The sequence below is a fragment of the Flavobacterium sp. FPG59 genome (genome assembly GCF_002150205.1).
In the GTDB taxonomy this organism is placed as follows: domain Bacteria; phylum Bacteroidota; class Bacteroidia; order Flavobacteriales; family Flavobacteriaceae; genus Flavobacterium.
Genome location: NZ_MTCA01000007.1, coordinates 26,551 through 46,235, shown reverse-complemented (window position 1 = coordinate 46,235; position 19,685 = coordinate 26,551). Strand labels below are relative to the sequence as shown.

The window sequence follows — 19,685 nt, the reverse complement described above, 5'->3', positions numbered from 1 at the left end:
ATGATAATCACTTAGCAAATCAATTTCTAAGCTTTTTGATTATTTCCATTATAGGTTTTTTATTAAACACTTCATTCTTATATTTACTTCAAAAGAACACCAAAATCAATTTTTACGTTTGCAAAGTCATAGTCATTGTTATTGTTTTTATTTGGAATTTCACAGCTAACTCACTGTATACATTTAAATTAAAATGAAAGAAAACCAACAATTAATTTTAATTATAACTATTGCGACACTTGTTAGGTGTATTATTGCAATGTCAATTGGTTTAGGCAATGACGAAGTGTATTACCTCACGTACGCACAACACCTGCAATGGAACTATTTTGATCATCCACCGATGGTTGCTTTATTGATCCGTCTAACTACTTTCAATCTCCATTTCACCAATGAGATATTTGTTCGCCTAGGAGCAATCGCTCTCGGAGCTATTAACACTTACCTAATTTATGATATCTGCAAAGGAATCAAAAATAAAAAGGCCGGTATAATAGCCTCTTTACTGTATACTAGTTCTTTATATTCTAGTATAATTGCTGGTGTTTTTATTCTTCCGGATTCGCCTCAATTGTTTTTTTGGCTGATTAGTGTTTACTTTCTAATTCAAATTGTTTCAGGGGAAGCCAATCAAAAAAAACTAAATTATTATCTTATTTTATTCGGTTTATTTAGTGGATTATGCATTATGAGTAAAATTCACGGTACTTTTTTATGGGGAGGTTTTGGATTGTATATTTTAAGTTATAAAAGAGATTTACTTAAGAATGGTTATCTTTATTTAGCATTTCTAATCACTTTACTCCTGATTTCACCAATCTTAATTTGGAACGTCGAGAACCATTTTATTACGTATACCTATCATAGTCAAAGAGTCACAATCAGCAGAGGAATTAACCCTTCGAGCTTTTTTAGAGAATTTTTTGGAGGATTTTTTTACAACAATCCTATCAATTATTTTTTGATACTTATTTCTTTAATTGCCGTTTGGAAAAACAAAATTGATATTGAAAAACCCGTAAAGAGACTGCTTCTTTTCTTGAGTTTGCCTTTAATTATAATATTACTTATCCTCTCCTTCTTCAGAGACACCCTACCGCATTGGTCTGGCCCCGCTTTTGTAACGCTGTTGATACTTGCTTCGTGTTACATTTCAGATGAAATAGAAAAAAGTAAAATTACATTCCCAATTTGGAGAAAATCAGTTTATTCCTCTTGTATATTGATTTCTGTAATTACGGTGACAGGAATTCTAACCATAGATTTTTACCCAGGAACAATTGGCAGCAAAGATGAAATATCCTTAGGAAAAAAGGACTTTACACTGGATATGTATGATTGGAACTTCTTTAAAACTGAATTTAAAAAAGTTCGCGATAAAGATCTACAATCAGGTTTAACAAAAACTACTTTCATCCTAAATAACAAATGGTTTCCAGGAGCGCACATTGACAATTATATTGCACAACCTCTAGGTTTAGATTTTATTGCTTTAGGAAAACTGGAAGACATTCACACGTACGCTTGGTTAAATTCCTATAGAGAACAGCTTAAAACTGGAGATGATGCTTATTTCGTAACCGTTTCAAATAGTTTTAGCGACCCAAAAGAGCTTTATCAAAAGAGTTTTAAAAAGATCAATGCTCCTATTGTTATCAAACAATTTAGAAATAAAAAACCAACACGAAATATGCTGGTTTATTTACTTCAGGATTACACCGGAGAATAATTTAAAAAACTACTCTTTTACAATCTCAATCTTCCTCCGAATTTCGTTACCAAATTCATCCACCACAGTAATGTAATGAAACCCTGTTGTTGCCGAGATTGGCATTTCATGAAAGGTTTTCGTACTGCCTTTAAACACTTGGTCAACGTACCAAAAAAGTTTACTATCTCTTTGCGAATGCGCTACTTTTAAAATCACGGGCTGAACTTCACTATTAAAATTCTTGGTAAGATAGATTTTGCTATTTGTTTTCGGATAAATAAAATCCATTGTTGCGGTTTGTGTTCCCATACAATCACTCCTAAACGGTGGCAATGGCGAATACTCAATATGCTGACTTTTGTAATACCAAGCCATTACAGGCGGCAAAATGAACCAGTTCTTAGTCACTATATTTTCAATGTTTTCGCAACTGCTGTTCACTTGAAATTGCAATGATTTATCCAAATGTACGGTTTTATGATACGGACAAATCGAAGTATTTTTTCCTTTCTTCGAAACGAGTTGTTTTATCTTCGGACAACCATCCTTAGCCAAATGACCGCTTAAACTACACACCTCAACTTCTGCTAAATCTTTAATTGGTGTATCAAACCATCGTTGTCTAGGTAACAAATTAAAGACATCAAACAAAATGGGCGCTGCGCTAGTAACTCCCGTCAAGGTTGGTCTACCCTCGCCTGTTGCATTACCTACCCACACGCCTACCACATATCTTGAATTAGTACCTATCGCCCACGCATCCCGATTCCCAAAACTTGTTCCCGTTTTCCAAGCTATTTTTAGTGAACTATCATAAAATTTCCAAGCCTCATCACCTTCGGGACGATTGACTTGTTCCATTGCGTTATAAGTTAGCCAAATTGATCCTGCACCCAAGATGTTCTTTTGCTTGGTTTCATCACCAAAATCAACTTGAAAATCATCATCGTAATTCAGCTCTGCAAATTCATTTGATCTGTAGTTTCCTTGATTTTTATTGAAATAATTTAAAGTCGAAGATAAACCGGCGTACGTTCTACACAAATCCCACAAATTACTTTCGGCACCACCCAAAATAAGTGACAAGCCATAATGATCAGGCGGTTTTGAAATATCCCGTAATTTAAATCGCTGCAATTCTTCATAAAACTTATTCACTCCAAAATCCTGTAGCATCAATACAGAAGGGATGTTCAAGGATCGTGCTAATGCCCGATGCGCTGGAACGGCTCCATCAAATGTCAGGTTGAAATTCTGAGGCGTATAACCCGCAATCTGCGTTGGTATATCTGCTACTAAGGTATTCGGCAACAGCTCCCCATCATCCAGCATACCGGCATATAGAAGCGGTTTCAGAATACTTCCTGTACTTCTTGGTGCATCAATAATATCAACATCTTTTTGATGATTACCGTCCGTAGGTGAATTTCCAACATAACTCATCACTTTTCTATTCGAGACGTCAATTACCAAAATAGCCAAATTATGCACTTCATTTTGCTTGTACTGATTGTAATAATACTTTGCAATTTGATTAACTCTGTTTTGCAACCCAATTTCTACTGTCGTTTTCACCCGAGTTCCTACTTGATTCTTCGCGACACGTTGCAATAAATGAGGTGCAATTTGTGGTAAATCATACGGTTTTTGCGGCAAAGGTTCTTCTATCGAAAGTTCGTAAGTCTGTTGATCAATTACTCCTTCGTGGTTTAACTTCAATAAAAGTCGGTTGCGCTTGCTCAATAATTTGATTTGGTTTTTCCCGGGATAAATCAAACTAGGCGCATTAGGTAAAACCGCCAATGTTGCGCTTTCTGCCCAAGACAATTGATGCGACTGTACACCAAAATACCGCCAAGAAGCCATTTCAAGACCCACCACATTTCCGCCAAAAGGAGCATGAGCAGCATACAATTCTAAAATTTCGTTTTTAGAATAACCCATTTCTAATCGGGTGGCAAGAATGAGTTCGATTATTTTCTCGAAATAGGTTCGGCCTTTTCCGTTTCTGGACAAGCGAATAACTTGTTGTGTCATCGTGCTTCCGCCGCGAACGACTTTGCCTGCTTTTCTGTTTTGCTGAACCGCATTGACCATCGCCACAGGATTGAATCCGGGGTGTTTATAGAAATATTCGTCTTCAAAATAAACGATACATTTTTTAAATTTATCGGGAACGCTGTCTTGCGCAGGAAACCGCCATTGCCCATCGAGAGCAATTTTGGCGCCAAGCAATTCTCCTTCCTTGCTTTCAATCACTGTTGAATAAGGTTCTTGAAACAAAGTTCGTGGCAACGAAAAATAATAAACCACCAACAGCAAAAAGGCAATTGATGATTTAATTTTATTTGTTTTTATCCCATTGATGATGCGTTGCAGGAACGCTATTAGTTTGTTTTTCAAAGTGATTTTTATTTAACCGTAAGGGACGCAAAATATTGTAATAATTTTAAAAACATCATTTAGTTACTGTTTTATCTGCGTGAATGTGCAAAATCTGCGTGCTATATTTTCACGCAGATTTTGCAGATTTACGCAGATTTGTTTTTGGGCCAAAAGCCCATTGCAATTCGCGTAAAATCCGTCGCATCCGCGTTATTTGCGTAATAGATTTTCACGCAGATTTACGCAGATTTTTTTTGAACCAAAAAACTTATTCCAATCCGTGTAAAATCCGTTGCATCCGCGTTATTTACATGACAGATTTTATCGCAGATTTTGCAGATTTACGCAGATTTTTTTGAGCCAAAGACCTTATTCCAATCTGTTTAAAATCCGTTGCATCCGTATTATCTGCGTTCCATTTAGTATTACTTCACCACTTGTACCCAAAACCCTTTCGTTCTGGCCAAAAATGTATTGTCATACATCGCTTCGCATTGCAATCCAGGCAAATAATACGTTCCTAAATAAGAGGCATTCAGCAATATTCTGAACGTTTTAACTTCTCCAGCTTTCAATCCAAAATAGAAATTGGTTCTATCATCGCGAATATCAATATAATCAGCTACGTTATTGGTGGCGTCTCCATAATCCGTGAAACGGGTATTTACAATTTCGAAACCAGAAGGTAGAATTTGAGATAACGCTACATTTTCTACACGCTCATTTTTTAGGTTTTTAACCGTAACCTCAGCAATAAATTCAGTTCCTTGATTGATTTTAAACACATTAACAACACTTCCTTTTCTGTTTTTGAAAACAATCGAAGCCGAAACATTGCTTTGAATCGCTTTTTCTTGTCCAATTGGAAGAATTCCTGTATTCAGCACACGAACATACAATCTATTCTTTCTGTTATTTTTTAGAGTCACACTATTCGAACCCGTTTTGACAACTAAACTTCGGTCTGCGATGGTTTTTGTTGTTTTTATTGATTGTGCTTTTCCATCTTTGGTAAACTGAACATCGATTCCTTTTGGACCATTACTCACAGAAAATTTAGCCATTGCATACAATCCATACGCTGTAGTTTGCGTACTCATCCATTGGTCGCTAGACATATCTTTGGCTAATTTTGTTGCCATTGTAAATGCTTTTTGCTTTTGCCCAAGCAATAACAAAGTTTCTAAAGCCATGGCACGATTCCTATCAGCAGATCCGTAATAGTAATAATTATAGTTGGAATTATCATCAATTGAAGTATTCAGCAACAACGATAAACCTGCCGATTTTTGCCCCGCCAATACATAAGCCGAAGCCAAACGCAATTTACTTTCGTTCGAAATTCCTTTGGTTTCACGCAATCTATTCATCGAAGACAAATCGGGTACTCCCGCCAACGCTAATGTGTATAAACGATACGATTGCGCCAAATCATTTCCATAACTCGGTTCAAATCGCCACTGCTTGGCTTCTTTTTGCTGATACGAAATCCATTTGGTTTTGAAATTAATCGGCAAGAAATACCCTTTCTTCTCTGCTTCAATCATAAAATGTCCCGCATACGAAGTGCTCCAATCATCGGCAACGGTTCCTCCTTGCCAGTATGCCATTCCACCATTCGATAATTGAAAACCTCCTAAACGAGTAATTCCTGCAGTCACATTTTTTTGAATTAATTGCTGGCGCGTAGCATCCAAATCCATAATATCATTTAGGTACAATTGTGGAAAAACCGACGAAGTGGTTTGCTCTACACAACCATGAGGATATTGAATCAAATATTGTAGTCGCCCGTTTAAATTGACGGTTGGCATCGAGGAAACCTCCAGTTTTGCCTTATTACTTCCCGAAACACCAAATGTTTTCCACGAAATAGTTTTAGTACTATTTGGTTCCAAAATCACATCCGTAAATGTATTGGTGACTGGATTCGGATTGGTCATATCAATCTCTACATCATACACTGATTTTTCCTTTCCAGAATTCGCTACAATTTGCACTTTCCCTATTCCGGTAACAGAACCCACGGCCAAATTAAAATAAGCCATTTTTTCGTCAGGCTGAGCAAATGACAATTTTTGAGTGGCACTTCCAATAACTTTTAATCCGTTGTTCGTTTTAATCTGAACCGTAACGTTCTTGATGTTTTTTTCCATGGCAAAAATGGTCACTGGAATCGTCACTTTTTCGGATGGAGAAATTTTTCTTGGCAACGAAGCTAAAACCATCAGCGGACTGCGAACCGGAGTTGCTTTTTCGGCGCTTCCATACGCACTTGTAGTTACATCGCCAGCCACGATCATTGTTTTTACAGAACCAATGTATTTCGGTAATTTTACTTGATGGGTTTTCGTTTGTCCTTTTTCTAATTTAAAAGGTCCCATATAAATTACAACCGGTTTGAAACGATTGGCTTTTTTGGCTTTTCCACCACCCAAATCTTGGTCACCACCAATACTGAAAATCTGATTTACTTTTCCGCCATACGCTCCAATCACATCGTCGTAAATGTCCCATGTTTTTACACCCAAAGCTTCTCGAACATAAAAGCTGTCCCAGGCATTTGGCGCTTTGAAACGGGTTAAATCCAATAATCCTTCATCAACAATAGCAATGGTGTAGGTCATTGCTTTTCCAGATTGTTCACTCACTTTTATAGCGAATGATTGCTCCGGACGCAACACATCAGGCATTACTAATTTGGGAGTTAAAATGGTGTTTTTATCAACCACTTCAATGGGCACAATTCCATACATTCGGATTGGCAAATCATTTTTGGTTGAAGCATGCGGTTGTAACAACGTAATATTAAAATACACATTTGGAGCCATAGCAGCTGTAATCGGAATGGTAACTTTGGTTTCTCCTTTTTGGGTCTTCGCCCAAAGCGTTTGTACTACTTTCGAACCATTTTCGATAGAAATAAAAGCGCGTCCTCCTGCACTTGATGGGAACGAAATTTGAGCATTTTCACCCACAGCATACTTCTCCTTATCAGTCGAAAACACTAACATATTGGCAGTAGAAGCATCAGTATTTCTAGTTTTTCCAGACCATGTTGGCCAATCGATATTTACCGTCAAAGCCGTTGCGTGTCCGCCAACAGCATCAGAAACCCGAATCATATAACGTCCCCACTCTTCATCAGTCAAGGCAAAACGAACATTTCCTCTTCCGCTCGCATCAGTATTAATTATAAAAGTTTTATACGAAGTCGTTGCATTATCAGCGTTATAATTCGATAAATTATCACTAGATGCATCCCACCACCAGCGCCATTCTACTTTATACACTTTTACTTCCAGGTTTTTAACCGACTTTGGTCTTCCGTTTTCATCGACCGTAACCACATCAAATTGGTTCATGGTACGGGTTTCTAGCATTCCGTATTTGTTAGGCTCAGGTGACTTTATCCCCACATAAGTAGGGTACGGAGAATAGGTCGTCGCAATGACATCAGTACTAAAATCGCCGCCTTCTTCATACACTTTGGTAATGAACGAGGCTTTCAACATTCCAGGAGCTTCTCCTTGTATTTTTGGATCTATCGTAGCATTCGCTTTTCCAGTGGCATCTAATTTCCCAGAGAAAACGGTAACTTCTTCGGTGCTGAATTTTCGAACCAAATCATCAAAAATATACTTGTCATAATTTTTGAAAGTCGTTATTTGTTGTGAAAATTTGGCCTGCATTTCAACGTTCAAATTTTTGGCTACAGCGCCATGAAGCCAAGCTACTTCAAGATTGCTCGTATTGGGATAAGCCGAAGAAAGTATAGCTCGTTTGAAAGTATTTTTGATTTTTAAACGATTGGGTTTAATCGTTTCAATCTTGATGCTTTTGTAAAACTTCGCACCACCCACACTAACCATTGCTTCCCAATTTCCAGTAGGCGCGTCATTTGCTGTTGGAACTGTAAACGCATAATGATTCCATTCATTCGATTTTTGAACCGTTTGATACGTTACTTTTCCATTTGGATCGGATAGTCTGAATTTTATAGGATGTCCTAGTGGAATTTTATTCGAAGCATCATTCAAAATGAAGGACAAATACAAGTTATCCCCAGGTCGCCAAACGCCTCGTTCTCCATAAATGAACCCTTTAAGTCCTTTCTGTAAAGTCTCGCCAGACACATTAAAATTACTCACTGACAATGAATTCCCGTCGTCTAATTTAACATAAGTAGACTCCGAACCTTGCGTTACAATAGCAAAATAGGCAAATTTATCCAACTGAAAAGTCGCAATTCCATCGCTATTGGTGGTTCCTGTAGTTATTTTTTGCTGCTGAAAAGTATACAAATCTACTGTTGCATTTGTAACTGGCTCCGTGGTGACAATATTATTTACGGCAAACAAATACGATTTGTTTTCGCCTCTTTTAGCAATTACACCCAAATCAGTAGCCAAAATATTAGTTGCTATTTTGGCATTATAAAAATACGAACTCGAGCAAGGATCCTGACTTTCCCGCCATTCGTAATCATCGTAGTAATAATCATCATAAGAGTTTCCGCTGTAATTAACATCATTTTCATCAATCTCTTCTTCCTCTTCGGTTGTATCCACATCGGCGGTTTCGCATTTGTACAAAGAATATTTTTTCTTGTAAACAAACTCTACCCTATAAATTGCACCTGGTTCAGGAGTAATAATTTTAGATAAATCCAAAGCAAAAGTGTTCCACTTACTTAGATTTAGTAATGTATTTTCTTTTAAATTCAGAGTTGATTTGGCAATAGGTTGCGCCACTCTTTTTAGGTTTTGGCTACCATTGAGCTCGTTGTATTGCAAAAATTGCATGATGTTGTTTTTGTAAATTTTGTACACTTTTACATCAACAGCACTTAGGTTTACCGCTTCAAAATTGAGTTTTAAGTTATTAGAACTTGGCAAAATGGTTCCGTTTTTGATAAACCGAACACTTGGCTTTATTTCATCAAAGGATATTTTCTCGGTGTAATTCTCATTTAACTTTCTACCGTATTCACTTTCTATTCCCTGAAAAACTTCTAACAATAGTTCTCCTGTCAATTTTTGCAAATCCACAACTGGCTCAGGCTCAACAATAGCAACTTCTACAGGTTCCTCAACCACTGCACTATCAACAACTACGACTGAAGTATCAACAGTTACAACTGCTTCCACTGGCTCTGGAGCCACTTCAACAGGTTTTTGAACGGGTACGTCATTACTAAAATAAACTTTCAACACATTTCCTTGTGCAGAAAACTTTAAATTATTGGTGTTTTGAATAGCAACCAATCCTTTAAAATCTTGTCCTTTTTCTAAGGGTTCCGAAAAATTAATAGACAAGGTTTGATTATCTCCTTCTTGAATTTCGGTCTTAACCACTTTAAACTCTTTCAATGCCGTGATCGGGAAATCGATAGTCCCTTTTTGATCGATATCAAAATCACTTCCGTCGTATTTTATCTCCAAATTGCTTTTAGATTCCAATCGTTGAATGCTGTCAATTCTGAACTTGAATTCTTTTCCAACTGCAGTGGTTTTTTCGAAAACTATTTTCAAATCATCTCCGTTATGCTCGGCTTCAATCAATTTTTTAGCGGTTTCCAAATCAATATTGTCTGCTGTTTTAAGTACCGCATTCAAGTATTGGTATTCTGGGCTGTAGGACTGCAAATCCAGCGTATTGACCACAAAATCTTGCTTAATCGTTTTTACCGTAAAGTTAAAATTGGATAATGTTTTATCTTTTTCAGCAACCTTTGGATTCAGTTGATCCAAATGCAAAGTCACTTGATATTCCGTGCCTGATTCCAGCTTTTTTTCAGGAATAAAAGCAATCGTATTGGTTGAAAGCGCAATTACTTTACCGTCTACACTTGGAGAAATGGTGAACAAATCGTTATCTAAAACCTCGTTGACTTTCCATTCTTTTTTATCAAAAGCCAAAACTACCCTAATATCCGATTCTGAAGAGACAATTCCTCCCGTAAAACTGACGATAAACTCTTTGAATAGTGAAAAATCTGAATTAAAATCGGCGGCAGATTTTCTACCACACGCTTGAAACAAAAAAAACACACAAAACACGTAAATTAATCCTTTTGTTTTCACTTTTAGCTAGAGTTAATGGGTTATAAATTAAATTATTGCAACATCTCACAAGTAACACAATAACTATATAGTTACCGTAATATTGTAGTAAATGTAGAATAATTAATTTATTATTTTAAGAAGAAAATTCTTTGAGAGGAAATTATTTTTTTAAAGGTATTTTTTAGAAGCTAATCCAGCTATTCGTTACAATCTTATATGCCGTCCCGAAGTTTCGGGATTGGCACATAAGGATTTCCACTGCTATCTGGGCTAGGGAGTATCTTGAATAGTCTACTTCCTTCTCTCAGCAAAAAATCGTTTCATCAAATCAGCGGCTTCATTGGCCATGATTCCTTGCACTACAGAAGTTTTAGGATGCAATTTTGTTCCAAGAGTGATAAAACCGCGTTGTTCATCACGAGCTCCAAAAACAATTTTAGAAATTTGGCTCCAATACAAAGCACCAGCACACATCTGGCAAGGCTCGAGTGTTACATAAAGCGTGCAACCTGTTAAATATTTTCCACCTAGATAATTTGCAGCAGCAGTGATAGATTGCATTTCGGCATGTGCTGTCACATCATGAAGTAATTCGGTTAAATTATGACTTCGTGCAATGACTTTATTATCAATAACAATTAGGGCTCCAACAGGAATTTCGCCTTTTTCAAAAGCCATTTCAGCTTCCTGCAAAGCTTTTTTCATGAAATATTCGTCGGTGAATGGGTTTATCATACAGCAAAAGTACGGATTTGAAATAATTTTCGTTAATTTTATAATCAGAAACGTAGCATATGGAAAGGAAGTATAAAATCACAATTTCAGAACCTTGTCAAGAAGATTGGAACAAAATGACTCCAAATGACCAAGGTCGTTTTTGTATGAGTTGCGCTAAAACCGTTGTTGATTTTACTGAAATGCTACCCAAAGAAGTGCAACATTTTTTCATCCAAAATCAAAACCAGAATATCTGTGGTAGAATGAGAAAATCGCAATTAGATTCGATTACCATTCAAATCCCTAGTCATTTACTTTATAAGCAAACTCAGTATCACAAAATGTTCTTGTTAGCACTGTTCATCACAATGGGAAGCACTTTGTTTAGTTGTGCCGATAAAAACGGAAACAAACAAAAAATTGATGCTGTTGAGGTCGTTGAAAAACAAAGTAAGAGTAAAAGTATTAGTATTAATAAATCAGTACCCCAACCATATAAAGATTCGTTGAAAAATGTAATACAACCCACATCAAATGTAAATCAAATAAAATTTAAAAAGCCTAAAGCAATTAAATGTGGGGAAGTAGCATCAAAAAAAGAACAAGAAACTAAAAATGAAACAAACGTTATATATGAAGATCATACCGTGTATGGCAGCATGGGAATTAGTGTATATCCAGATTTTAAAGGCGGTATTTCTATGTTTTATTCCTTTATTAAAGATAGTTTCAAAGTCCCTAAAAATGATAAAAATTTACGAGGTGAAATTATTGCTTCTTTTAGTATTGAAAAAGATGGAAATTTGAAAGACGTTAAAATAGTAAAAGGACTAGATGTTACAAGTAATGAGGAATTATCTAGAGTTTTAAAGTTATCTCCAAAATGGTACCCTGGCGTAGAGTATGGTAAACCAATAAATTGTGATTTTCAGTTATCACTGATACTTGTGCCAGACACCATTAAAAAGTCTTTTTTTAGAACTAAAGTTATAACGAAGATTGACACTTTGCTCATTAAACGAATTACCAAGTTTGAAAGCGATAAGTTGTAACATTAAAAACGTAAATTTGCTTTTTATAAAACAATGAAAAATAGTTTACTTTCAAACATCAATAACCCAACCGATTTACGCTTGCTTGATGAAGCGCAACTTCCCCAAGTTGCTCAAGAATTACGCGATTTTATTATCGATATTGTGGCTGTAAAAGAAGGCCATCTTGGCGCAAGCCTTGGTGTTATTGAATTAACAATTGCCTTGCATTATGTTTTTGACACCCCAAATGATTTATTAATTTGGGATGTGGGTCATCAAGCCTATGGACATAAAATCCTGACCGGCCGAAGAGAAAATTTTCATACCAATCGTCAACTCGGTGGTATTTCTGGTTTCCCAAAAAGAAGTGAAAGCAACTATGACACCTTTGGCGTAGGCCATTCTTCTACTTCTATTTCAGCAGCACTCGGAATGGCAATTGCTTCAAATTTGAAAGGCGATTTCAACAAACAACACATAGCTATTATTGGTGACGCATCTATCGCTTCAGGAATGGCTTTTGAAGGATTGAATCACGCTGGAGTTACTGATGCCAATTTACTCGTAATTCTTAACGATAACGCTATTGGGATTGATCCTAGCGTGGGTGCCTTGAAACAATACCTCACTGCTGTAAAAGAGGGGAAAAACCCAAGGCAAAACAACATGATCAAGTCCTTGAATTTTGATTATTCGGGACCTATTGACGGTCATGACATTTTTGCTGTAATCAAAGAATTAAGGCGTTTGCAAAAAATAAAAGGCCCTAAATTTTTACATTTAATTACCACCAAAGGAAAAGGCCTGCAACAAGCCGAAGAGGATCAAGTAAAGTACCACGCGCCAGGAAAATTTGATGCAGCAACTGGCGAAATCATTACAAAACAAGAAGAAAATTTACCTCCAAAATACCAAGATGTTTTTGGCTTGACCGTTTTAGACTTGGCTCGAAAAAACGAAAAGATTATAGGAATCACCCCTGCGATGCCCTCTGGTAGTTCCTTAAAATTCATGATGGATACGTTCCCAAAACGTGCTTTTGATGTAGGAATTGCTGAACAGCATGCAGTGACTTTGGCCGCCGGAATGGCAACACAAGGCATGATTGTTTGTTGCAATATTTACTCAACATTTTTGCAAAGGGCTTATGACCAAATAATTCATGATGTAGCATTGCAAAATCTTCCGGTAATTTTTTGCCTGGACAGAGCAGGTTTAGTAGGCGAAGATGGCGCTACGCATCACGGTGTTTTTGACTTGGCTTACCTGCGTTGCATTCCTAACCTAATTATTTATGCTCCAAGAAATGAAATTGAACTTCAAAATATTTTATATACAGCGCAATTAGGACTTGCAAACCCAATTGCCATACGTTATCCGAGAGGTCGCGGCGTCATCAACAACTGGCAAGAAAACTATAGAGGAAAATATCAAAAAATTACAATCGGAGCTAGCTCGTGCTTGGTAGCCGGCTCAAAAGTGGCTGTTTTATCGAATGGTACTATTGGAAATAATGTTACTTTGGCTCTAGCCAAAATAAAAAAAACCAATACCATTGCCCACTATGATTTCCCTTTTGTAAAACCATTAGACGAAAAAAGTTTACACCAAATTTTCAGTCAATTTGACTCTATCATTACCCTTGAGGACGGTACCGTAAAAGGAGGATTTGGTAGTGCCATCACAGAGTTTGCAGTCACTTATAAATACCAATCACAAATTACTGTTCTAGGAATTCCAGATGAATTTATAGAACACGGAACTGTAAACGAGTTACAACAATATTGCAAAATTGACGTTTCTAGTCTAGAAAAACTTTTTTTGAATTATTAATTTCCAAAAACCTATGCTTCAAATGAACTTATTACGATACCTTATAATCTTTTCGTTTGCAATATCACAATTGTGTTTTTCACAAGATACCATTCAAAATAATAAAATGTATTCCTTAGCTCCTGTAACTGTATTAACAAAAACAGACAAAATAGAACGCATACCGCTTAAAATCAGAACTAAAACACATTTATTGCCTTTTTCGTACTGGAGTAAAAAAAATAGTTTGGGTTTTGACATTTCCGAAGTAGCCTTTGTAAACTGGTCTGCTGGGGGAACAAGCTCGATATCTGGATTACTTAAAGGTAAATTTCATAGAAATTATGCGCGTGATAACTACAACTGGTCTAATGAGCTCATTATAAAATATGGCTTAAACAAACAAGATGGAGTGGCCATTCGAAAAACAGAAGACGCTATTCAGCTGAATTCTACCTTTGGATATCGTAGAGACACACTCTCTAATTGGTTTCATTCTGCAAAATTTAATTTCAATACTCAATTTACTAATGGTTTTGCTTATCCAAATACTGAAAATGCCATATCAAAACCATTTGCACCAGCATATATTTTTATGGGAATAGGAGCAGAAAATATTGATAAAGAAAAAAAGAGAACTCTTTACATCTCTCCATTTACTTTTAAAACCACCCTTGTTCTCGATCAAAGATTAGCAAACCAAGGTGCTTTTGGGGTTGTAAAAGCTACCTATGACCTAGATGGGAATTTAATTACCGAAGGAGAAAAAGCTAAAGTTGAATTGGGTTTTCTAGTAACCAATAAATACAAAAAAGAGATATTTAAGAACATTAATTTAGAAAACAGATTAACCCTATACTCTGATTATATCAATCGTTTTGGCAATATCGATATAGATTGTGATCTACAAGTGGAACTCGTGGTGAACCAATATGTAAAAGCAAATATTGGTGCCCACGTCATTTATGATGACGATATCAAATCAAAAAGAGAAATAGAAGGCAATCAAGTTACAGAGGGTCCAAAAACACAGTTAAGGCAAGCTATAGGAGTAGGTATTGAATATGCATTTTAATTTTTAATCTCTTTTTTTTCCGTTTATCGTTTCAAACAATTCTAGCGCATTACCATCTGTCAACAACGAAATAAAATGACAAATATGTAACAATCGACCGTACAAATCCTCTTTTTCTAATTGATGCTTTTCGGGTAGCATTTTTAAAATTAAGGCATCATAATTAGATGCTACACCATTATAATTATTGTCAAATGCGGTAATAAATTTATCCAATAAGGTTTGTATGATTTGATAACCTACAATTTCTTTTTCAATTACCTCACGACTTTGATAGATTTTCTCGACACTGATCTTGATAATATCATCCATCTGAGCTTTGTACTTGCTTTTATCCATTAAGGCATAAGGAAATTTTCCTTGTAAAATAAGCTCTTCGTTTTCAACAAAAACTTTAACGGCATCGTTGATTAAGCTTCCTATTGCCAAAGCGCGCAAATAGCTAATGCGATCTTCTTTGGTCTCAAGGGTTTTGTATTTAGAAGTATCAATACTGTCTTTTACTAATTTTATCAGGTATTCCAATGCAAAATCCTCCGAAACCAAACCAAGATTCATTCCGTCCTCAAAATCGATAATGGTATAACAAATATCATCAGCAGCTTCAACGAGATAGGCCAAAGGATGGCGTTCAAAACCAACATCTTCTCCGGATTTATTCGGAATCAAACCCATGTCATGTGCTACTTCTTGAAAAAAAGCTTTGTCAGTTTGAAAAAAACCATATTTTTTATCAGCGATATTTTTGGTTGGTTTTTTAGGCAAACTCTCTTTGGGATATTTCATAAAAGCACCAAGAGTTGCATACGAAATCCGAAGTCCTCCTTCTATTCCTGGTCTGCTTGCTGTAAGTACCGAAAAACCATTAGCATTACCTTCAAAATCTATTAAATCTTGCCACTCTTTTGCAGTAAGTTGATCTTTGTATTTTTGTCCGTTTCCTATCGAAAAATATTCTCCAATGGCTTTTTCACCCGAATGTCCAAAAGGCGGATTCCCAATATCATGCGCCAATGATGCTGCAGCCACAATTGCCCCAAAATCATTCATGTGATAACCGTGTACTTCTTTTAAATGCGGGTATTTTTCGATTATTTTTTTTCCCACCAAACGCCCCAAAGAACGCCCAACAACTGATACTTCCAGACTATGTGTTAATCTGGTATGTACAAAATCAGTTTTGGATAATGGAATAACTTGTGTTTTATCTTGTAAACTTCTAAACGCCGAAGAAAAAATGATTCGATCATAATCTACTTCAAATCCCAAACGGGTATCGTCTTGTTCTACACGCAATCGTTTGCCTTTGTCGCCTTGACGTTTAAGTGATAAAAGTTGTTCCCAGTTCATCATTACTTTTTAAAATTTATTTCCAAAGATAGCAGAAATAGATACATTATCAAGTGAAATAAGGTTAGGTATAACTTATTCACCTGAAAAATATAAAGTATAGAATCCTAGTAATACAATGTACTAAAAATAACAAATTAATAAACTTATCGAAAAAAAAATCAAAGGATTAGTATTACTTTAGCGACCTATTTAAGTTCTTAATTTATTTCTTCATCAACCGATAAGGGTTTTACTTAACTGTAGATTAATAGGGAATCGTGTGTAAATCACGAACTGTCGCGCAACTGTAAGTAACACAAAAAGTTTTTATCTGAGAAAAAATCCACTGTATGCCAATGGCAAATGGGAAGGATGATAAAAATGTTACAAGTCAGGAGACCTGCCTTATATCGAATTGACAATGCTTTCGCGATTTGAAGCAATAGTCAGGTAGGTGCGTTCTGAACACAATAAGCATGACTATTTATGCCTTATTGTGCATTTCTCTTTTGTAACGTATTCTCCTTTCTTCTTTTCATTTCTAACAAACATTTTGAAATGCAGCAAGAGCTTTTAACTGATTTATTCATCATTTAAAAAGCAACAACATGCTAACAAACAATCTTGGCTACCCGCGAATTGGTAGCAACAGAGAATTAAAAAAAGCCTGCGAATCCTACTGGGCAGGAAAAATTTCAGTAGACGAGCTTTTGACTGTAGGCGCAACTATCCGCAAGGAAAACTGGCAATTACAAGTCGAGGCTGGAATCGATTTAATCCCTTCTAACGATTTTTCGTTTTACGATCAAGTCCTTGATCTATCACTTACATTAGGCGTTATTCCTAAACGTTATCAAGAATTAGCCAAAACAAACTCTATTACCGATTTGTATTTTGCCATGGCCAGAGGTTCACAAAAAGAGGGACAAGATGTAGTTGCTATGGAAATGACTAAATGGTTTGACACCAATTACCATTATATCGTACCCGAATTCACAAAAAATCAAGAATTCAAGTTATTCTCCCAAAAAATAATCGACGAATTCAAAGAAGCTACTGCTTTAGGAATTACAACAAAACCAGTGCTTATAGGTCCTGTTACCTATTTACTTCTTGGAAAAGAAAAAGAAGAAGGTTTTCACAGAATTGATTTAATCGATAAATTGCTACCCGTATATTTTGAAATTCTTAAAAAATTAGAAGCTGAAAACGTGGAATGGATTCAATTTGACGAACCATTTTTGGCTTTGAATCTAACTGATAAAGAACGAAGTACCATCACTTATGTATATACCGAAATCAACAAACGCTTTCCTAAAATCAAACTGATTCTTGCTAATTATTTTGATTGTTTTGGAGAAAATCTTGAAACTGTTCTCGCATTACCTGTCCACACTTTGCATTTAGACTTGGTGCGTTGTCACTCCCAGTTGGATGACATTCTGGAGTCAGGACAATTATCAGCCAATGTAAATCTTTCACTTGGTATTGTAGACGGAAGAAATATTTGGAAAAATGATTTCAAAAAATCTTTAGCGCTTATCAAAAAAGCCACAGATGCACTTGGTGAAAACAGGATATTAATCGCTCCGTCTTGTTCTTTGATTCACAGTCCTTGCGATTTGGAGTTAGAAACCAACAACGCAACACTAACACCAGAAATTAAACAATGGCTGGCTTTTGCCAAACAAAAAACAGAGGAAATAGTACTGCTTAAATATTTTGCCTCTAATGAAATAGACATCAGTAATTCTGTCCGTTTTGATCAAAACACGATTGCTAATGAAAACCGAAAAACATCAAAATTGATCCATAATGATACAGTAAAAAATCGTGTGGCAAGCATTACTAAAGGTGATGACCAAAGACAAAATCCGTTTTCAGTTCGTAGAGAAAAACAAATAGACGTATTGAATCTTCCTCTATTTCCTACTACAACTATTGGTTCTTTCCCACAAACTACCGAAGTGCGCAGCTGGAGAGCGAAGTTCAAAAAAGGTGAGTTCAATCAACAACAATACGATGATTTACTACAAAAGGAAACTGAAGAAACGATTCGTTTTCAAGAAGAAACCGGTATTGATGTGTTGGTTCATGGAGAATTTGAACGCAATGACATGGTAGAATATTTTGGAGAACAACTCGATGGATTTACGTTTACCAAAAACGGCTGGGTACAAAGTTACGGAAGCCGTTGTGTGAAACCTCCAGTTATCTATGGCGATGTTTCGCGTCCAAATCCAATGACTGTAAAATGGTCCGCTTTTGCACAATCCCTTACTCCAAAATGGGTAAAAGGAATGCTAACCGGCCCCGTAACTATTTTACAATGGTCTTTTGTCCGTAACGACCAACCTCGTTCAGAAACCTGTACTCAAATTGCATTGGCGATTAGAGATGAGGTAGTCGATTTAGAAAACGCAGGAATTAAGATTATTCAAATAGACGAACCTGCTATTAGAGAGGGATTGCCTTTACGAAAAGAAGAATGGGCAACCTATTTGGATTGGGCGGTAAAAGCGTTTAGAATTTCGGCAAGTGGTGTAAAAGATGACACCCAGATTCATACACACATGTGCTACAGCGAATTCAACGATATCATCCAAAATATAGCCGACATGGATGCGGATGTAATTACCATAGAATGTTCGCGATCGCAAATGGAATTGCTGGATGCTTTTGCTGATTTTAATTATCCAAACGAAATAGGTCCAGGCGTATATGATATTCACTCACCTCGCGTTCCTTCGAGTACCGAAATGGTGCAATTATTAGAAAAAGCTTCGGCTGTAATCCCTATTGACCAACTGTGGGTAAACCCAGATTGTGGTTTAAAAACCCGTCATTGGGAAGAAACCAAAAAGGCCTTAATCGAAATGGTAGCGGCAGCTCAAGAAATGAGAATAACAGTAAATAACACTGTAACGGTTTAATTGAATTTAAAAAACCCAGTAGATTTTAAATCTACTGGGTTTACTTTTTATGAGAAACTAATATCAAACTGCCCTTTCATCAGATGGATTAAACCAGCTCGCTTTTGCTAAAAATTCATGCTTATTGACCACATAAGTTACCGATAATGTATCGTGCCAACCTCTTGAATTGTTGTTTACAAAGGAAAATATTTCAACAGGAATGAATCGCACTAAGGTTCTAATGAGTATGCTTTTTAGATTTGGTTTGCTGCCATTAGGTTTTACAACTAGTGTTTTAGTGAAGTATTTCCCAAAAGTTCTAGACAAATAGAACTCCATAATGAAATAGTAAAAAAACATCACTATCATTCCAAACAAGGCGTTTTCTGTGGGTGACAAAGTGATAATCCAATCTGCCAAATGATAATTGCCTGTTACAACTCCTATCTCGTTTATGAGTGCTCCAATTCCTATGGTGAACAAGTAAACAATAAACAGATCAATGAGCACGTTTAAAAATCGCTTGGTTTTAGAAGCTAATAAATCCGCCGAAATAGTTAATGCTATAGTTTCCATAGTTGTTTTCTTTAGGGTGGTTTGCTACATCGTAAAGTAACTTGGCCGTCTTCACAATTA

At 36.2% G+C, this 19,685-nt stretch carries 11 protein-coding genes and 1 riboswitch; of the genes, 6 read left to right on the top strand and 5 right to left on the bottom strand.

Features of this window, described 5'->3' with window-relative positions; genetic code table 11:
* Together FPG59_RS17025 and FPG59_RS01705 are read left to right on the top strand one after the other, a co-directional pair.
* The coding region (locus FPG59_RS17025) for a GtrA family protein (protein WP_176330673.1) at positions 1 to 197 on the top strand (197 nt) is incomplete at its 5' end.
* Positions 194 to 1,729 carry a glycosyltransferase family 39 protein gene (locus FPG59_RS01705; protein ID WP_086452887.1) on the top strand — a complete coding sequence of 512 codons (1,536 nt, stop codon included), beginning with the start codon at positions 194 to 196 and terminating at the stop codon, positions 1,727 to 1,729. The genes FPG59_RS17025 and FPG59_RS01705, both read left to right, overlap by 4 nt.
* A 9-nt stretch (positions 1,730 to 1,738) precedes the next feature.
* Here the strand turns inward: FPG59_RS01705 and pbpC are convergent, their stop codons facing one another.
* The 3 genes from pbpC to FPG59_RS01685 form a co-directional block, all read right to left on the bottom strand.
* Positions 1,739 to 4,114, bottom strand: coding sequence for a penicillin-binding protein 1C (gene pbpC / locus FPG59_RS01700; RefSeq protein ID WP_086452886.1), 2,376 nt, complete (start codon positions 4,112 to 4,114; stop codon positions 1,739 to 1,741).
* Positions 4,115 to 4,521: 407 nt separating this feature from the next.
* Positions 4,522 to 10,182 (bottom strand): alpha-2-macroglobulin, encoded by a 5,661-nt coding sequence (locus FPG59_RS01690; protein ID WP_086452884.1) that lies wholly within the window; start codon positions 10,180 to 10,182, stop codon positions 4,522 to 4,524.
* A 273-nt stretch (positions 10,183 to 10,455) separates the two neighbouring features.
* A complete protein-coding gene (locus FPG59_RS01685) occupies positions 10,456 to 10,899 on the bottom strand; it encodes a nucleoside deaminase (protein WP_086452883.1) in 444 nt (147 codons plus the stop codon).
* Positions 10,900 to 10,958: 59 nt separating this feature from the next.
* Between FPG59_RS01685 and FPG59_RS01680 the strand changes: the two genes are divergently transcribed.
* The 3 genes from FPG59_RS01680 to FPG59_RS01670 are packed head-to-tail and all read left to right on the top strand — an operon-like array spanning position 10,959 to position 14,802.
* A complete protein-coding gene (locus tag FPG59_RS01680) occupies positions 10,959 to 11,933 on the top strand; it encodes an energy transducer TonB (protein WP_086452882.1) in 975 nt (324 codons plus the stop codon).
* Positions 11,934 to 11,966: 33 nt separating this feature from the next.
* Positions 11,967 to 13,748 carry a 1-deoxy-D-xylulose-5-phosphate synthase gene (locus tag FPG59_RS01675; RefSeq protein ID WP_086452881.1) on the top strand — a complete coding sequence of 594 codons (1,782 nt, stop codon included), beginning with the start codon at positions 11,967 to 11,969 and terminating at the stop codon, positions 13,746 to 13,748.
* Positions 13,749 to 13,770: 22 nt separating this feature from the next.
* Positions 13,771 to 14,802: a DUF3078 domain-containing protein gene (locus FPG59_RS01670; RefSeq protein WP_086452888.1), complete on the top strand. Its 1,032-nt coding sequence runs from the start codon at positions 13,771 to 13,773 to the stop codon at positions 14,800 to 14,802.
* A gap of 3 nt (positions 14,803 to 14,805) precedes the next feature.
* Here the strand turns inward: FPG59_RS01670 and FPG59_RS01665 are convergent, their stop codons facing one another.
* A complete protein-coding gene (locus FPG59_RS01665) occupies positions 14,806 to 16,152 on the bottom strand; it encodes a deoxyguanosinetriphosphate triphosphohydrolase (RefSeq protein WP_086452880.1) in 1,347 nt (448 codons plus the stop codon).
* 210 nt (positions 16,153 to 16,362) lie between these two features.
* Positions 16,363 to 16,557, top strand: a riboswitch (cobalamin riboswitch).
* Between the two features lie 185 nt (positions 16,558 to 16,742).
* On the opposite strand from FPG59_RS01665, the gene metE reads away from it, so the two are divergent.
* On the top strand, positions 16,743 to 19,067 hold the full coding sequence (gene metE / locus FPG59_RS01660; protein ID WP_086452879.1) for a 5-methyltetrahydropteroyltriglutamate--homocysteine S-methyltransferase: 2,325 nt from the start codon (positions 16,743 to 16,745) through the stop codon (positions 19,065 to 19,067).
* A 63-nt stretch (positions 19,068 to 19,130) separates the two neighbouring features.
* Here the strand turns inward: metE and FPG59_RS01655 are convergent, their stop codons facing one another.
* A complete protein-coding gene (locus FPG59_RS01655) occupies positions 19,131 to 19,625 on the bottom strand; it encodes an RDD family protein (RefSeq protein WP_086452878.1) in 495 nt (164 codons plus the stop codon).
* Positions 19,626 to 19,685: the final 60 nt, after the last annotated feature.